The sequence below is a fragment of the uncultured Campylobacter sp. genome, from assembly GCF_938045465.1.
Lineage (GTDB): Bacteria > Campylobacterota > Campylobacteria > Campylobacterales > Campylobacteraceae > Campylobacter_B.
The window spans coordinates 1-3,828 of sequence record NZ_CALIBF010000064.1 but is presented as its reverse complement, the minus strand read 5'-3'; the positions used below and the strand labels follow the sequence as shown (position 1 = coordinate 3,828).

The window sequence follows — 3,828 nt, the reverse complement described above, 5'->3', positions numbered from 1 at the left end:
GGCCTTCTGGGCGCCCTGCATGAACTGGGCGGGCTCCATGCCGTACTGCTGCGCGTGGATCGTTCTTGTTAAAAGCGTAAATTCCTACGGTATCTAGGATGATATTAAATTTCGCAAAAACGGCGTTTTGGATGCGGCGCGTAAGAGCGTCGATCTGCGCTGCGGTCGTGTCCTCTGCGACCTCGATGTGGATGCTGCCGACCATCTTGTCGGGCCCATAGTCATGAAACATCAGATCATACGCGCCGATGACGCCCTCAAAGCCGCGCACGACGTCGTAAATTTCATTCGTCAGCTCCAGACTCGGACGCGAACCCAAAAGCTTGCTGATCGTATCGCGCAGAATTTCATACGCCGTTTTGATTAGAAGCGCCGAAATTATCGCGCCCAGATACGCCTCCAAGCTCAGCCCGAAAATAAGCGAAATAAAAGCCGCTACGAGGGTGGCTAGCGATACGAGCGCGTCGTATTTGGCGTCAACTCCGCTAGCGATGAGCGAGTCAGAATTTACGCGCTCGCCCGTCTTTTGCGTATAGAGCCCCAAGCTAAATTTTGCCGCGACCGCTACGGCGATGATGGCGAGCGAAACCGCATTATAATTCGCCGCTTGCGGATGGATGATCTTTTTGATCGATTCGACGAGCGAGACGCCGCCGGTGTAGAGGATGATGACGGCGATTACGATCGCGCTTAGATACTCGATCCTGCCGTGCCCGAAGGGGTGCGCGCGATCGGGTTGCTTGCTAGCAAGATGCACGCCCACGATCGTAATGACGGACGAAAGCGCGTCGCTTAGGTTATTTACCGCATCAAGCACGATCGCGATCGAGCCAGAAATCAGCCCCACGACGCCCTTAAATGCCGCTAAAATTACATTTGAAACGATACCGATCGCACCGGTGCGAATGATGATTTTATCCCTGCTATACGCCGCTTGAGGCACTTCCATTATCTCTCCTTTGAAATTTTACTCTAAGCCGCAATCGCTGCGCGTGTAGGTCAGATCGGCGATTTTTTCGCCGCTTTGCAGAAATTGTCGCACGCCTATGCGTTTTAGACCGCCCGCTTTCATCGTCGCGCATACGTCCTTTTGCCTGTTGACGCGCAAAATGCTTTCAAAATTTTGCTTGATTTTGGGATCTACTTTGTCCCAAATTTCATTTTTTAGAATCGTGGGAATTACAAATTTATCGCCCTCGCATGTAGCCGCGCTCAACTCTATATTTTTAGTCGCGGGGTGACTGTGCCCATTTACGGCGTCCGCCAAAGCCTTGCAGCGCTCGGCATCGGCATCTCCCGCAAGCGCCGCGCTGCAGATAAATACGCCAAACAGGGCGAGTATAAATTTTTTCATTTTAACCTCCTAATTTTATTTGAAATCTATCATATTAAAATTTTAAATTCAATCTATTTTTAAAATTTAAGAACCCTCTGCGCGGCAAAAATCCGCTAGCCGCCAAAAGCTTTCGCGTTAAATTAGCGGCGTAAATTCCATAAATCACCGCTAGAAATTTTCTAAATCGCGGCAAAAATTCTTTAAATTCCGCGCGAAATTCTATGAGCGGAAATTTTGCGACGGATCGCATGCGCTCGCTCAAAGCGGCGCGCGACGAGATCGTCCGTATCTTTTTCAAACTCGCCGTTTAAGTTATAGATTTAACACAGCTTTGAAAAGCTCCAGCCAATCCGCGCCCGCCGTTTAAATTTATAAATTTAATGCAGTTCCGCGTTGAGTTTGATCGCACGCTTGCTAATGCTTGCCGTAATCTGCCCGCTTTGGCTGTTTTGTCGGAAGTGAAGTCCGCTAAGCCCGGCAAGCTCAAGCCCTTTATAAATTTCACGATCGAACGCAAAGCCCGCATTTAGCGCTGATAGCGCCTCGCGATCCTTTTGCGCGATGAAAACCTTCGTGCCCTCAAGTATCGCGATGCCGGCATCCACGATGCAGCGATCACCGAGCGGAATGCCTGTGACGGAGTTTGCGCCCAGCAAGCAGTGCTTGCCGATGCTCACAGCATTGCCGTTGGTGCCGCTTAGCACACCCAAAATCGATGCGCCGCCGCCTATGTCGCTGCCCTCTCCCACGACGACCGAGCTGCTGACGCGCCCCTCGATCATAACGCTGCCGGTCGTGCCTGCGTTGAAATTCACATACGCAGCGCCCGGCATCACGGTCGTACCCGCGGAGATATGCGCACCCAAACGCACCTTCGCGTCATCTAAAATCCGAACGTTTTGCGGCGGTACGACGTGGCTTAGGTAGCGCGGAAATTTATCGACGCTGATGATGCGCGGATAGCGGCCCTGCATTTTTAAAGAGATTTCGTTTTCTCGCAGCCACCAAAGCTCGATCGGACTGGCATTTTCGTCCCACGCGACGTTCGGAAGCACGCCAAATGCGCCATCTAGATTGAGCGTGCGCGGCTCGCAGAGATTTAGCGAAAGCGCGTAAAGCTTGAGATAGACGCTCTCGACGCTTTTTGGCGCGGCATCCTCAAAGATGAAGCTAGCACAAAAGCTCGCGTGCTCATCCGATTTCATCGCCTCTTTAACCGCAAGCAGCACCTGTAGATTTTTGTGCGCGCCCTCTTTGGCGTCTGGCTGTAGAAATTTTAAAGCCTCGATCGCCTTTTTTAGGGCTTTATGCGTCAGCGGAAGGACGCACTCGCTACCGCTAAAATCCACGACCTCGCCGCATTCGGTTAGAGCATGGATTAGCACTGCTGCGCTTACTAGCCCGTCTTTAAAATTTACGTGCGCATAATTTACACTTAAGCTTTTGTGCCCCTCTGCGCGCCCCTTAAATACGCGCCCGATCGCCCACATCATCGGATCGCGATAGCCCTTTTGGGCGCGAACTTTATCCGTAAAAGCCTGAAGCTCGCTTAGGCTTTTAATCTCTTTCATATTTAATCCTTAATCGCAAAATTGCGCGGGAGTATATCTAAATTTAATTTAAAAGGGGATTTGAAAGTTGCATACATTTTCTCGTTGATTTATATTTTTAAGCTTAATTATGCAAATTATTTGCTATACTTTAAAAATATAGCATAAAAAATATTTTGATTTTGGAGATCACGATGCCTATAAGATTTGAAAATTTAAAATCGTTACTCAGAGATATGGAAAATAGGAATTTAGTAATAGCTTCTTTTCGATTCCAATACAATATAAATACATCAGTAATACTTAAACGATACCGAGACGAACAAACAAAACCTAATGAATATGCTAAGGTGTGGTTGAAATTTATAGATTGGGAAGACACAAATAATACTATAGAAGCCTACGCTGATTTTTTTGAAGTTTATTTTAGAACTACTGAAGAATTTATAGAATTTTTTAATATACAAAATAGAGGTGCTATGAGAGATATATTCTTAGATTTTTCCAATCATTTTGCCAGATTTATTCCAACAGAATGGAGACGACCAAATAATGATATCGAAAGACATTTATTGGGCGGATACGCGGAGGGAAATAATCCAAACGCCATTTATTGTTTTGATGTAAGAAGAAATGGCATTGATAGAAACGGGAACCCTAACACAAGAAGTATTGAAAATAGCAATAAAGCTTACATTTTAAGACCAAATTTATATGCCCTATATAAAGATGATACAAATTTAAGTTTCTTTTTTTCAGACAATATTGAAGATGAAAGACAGGACAGGGAAATAATTAGAATGGTTGCCAATAGAAACTAACTATCATATCGGCTAGGTTTTAGAGGCAAAAACAAATTGCTTATCTGCAAAATATATGCAATTCTGAAAGTAAATTTCACCCTACCTAAACACATCATCCATCGGTGTGCTTTCGCATTTC

Annotated in this window: 5 protein-coding genes; 1 reads left to right on the top strand and 4 read right to left on the bottom strand. The window is 46.3% G+C overall.

The window, feature by feature from the left end:
• From Q0413_RS03205 to Q0413_RS03190, 4 genes are all read right to left on the bottom strand, one after another.
• The coding region (locus Q0413_RS03205) for a cation diffusion facilitator family transporter (RefSeq protein ID WP_298987231.1) at positions 1-949 on the bottom strand (949 nt) is incomplete at its 3' end.
• An 18-nt stretch (positions 950-967) separates the two neighbouring features.
• On the bottom strand, positions 968-1,354 hold the full coding sequence (locus Q0413_RS03200; protein WP_298987229.1) for a hypothetical protein: 387 nt from the start codon (positions 1,352-1,354) through the stop codon (positions 968-970).
• Positions 1,355-1,388: 34 nt separating this feature from the next.
• Complete coding sequence (locus Q0413_RS03195) at positions 1,389-1,634, bottom strand: hypothetical protein (protein ID WP_298987227.1); 246 nt, start codon at positions 1,632-1,634, stop codon at positions 1,389-1,391.
• 79 nt (positions 1,635-1,713) lie between these two features.
• On the bottom strand, positions 1,714-2,907 hold the full coding sequence (locus tag Q0413_RS03190) for a tetrahydrodipicolinate N-succinyltransferase N-terminal domain-containing protein (RefSeq protein WP_298987225.1): 1,194 nt from the start codon (positions 2,905-2,907) through the stop codon (positions 1,714-1,716).
• 173 nt (positions 2,908-3,080) lie between these two features.
• On the opposite strand from Q0413_RS03190, the gene Q0413_RS03185 reads away from it, so the two are divergent.
• Positions 3,081-3,707, top strand: a complete 627-nt coding sequence (locus Q0413_RS03185) for a DUF6037 family protein (RefSeq protein WP_298987222.1) — start codon at positions 3,081-3,083, stop codon at positions 3,705-3,707.
• Positions 3,708-3,828 lie beyond the last annotated feature (121 nt).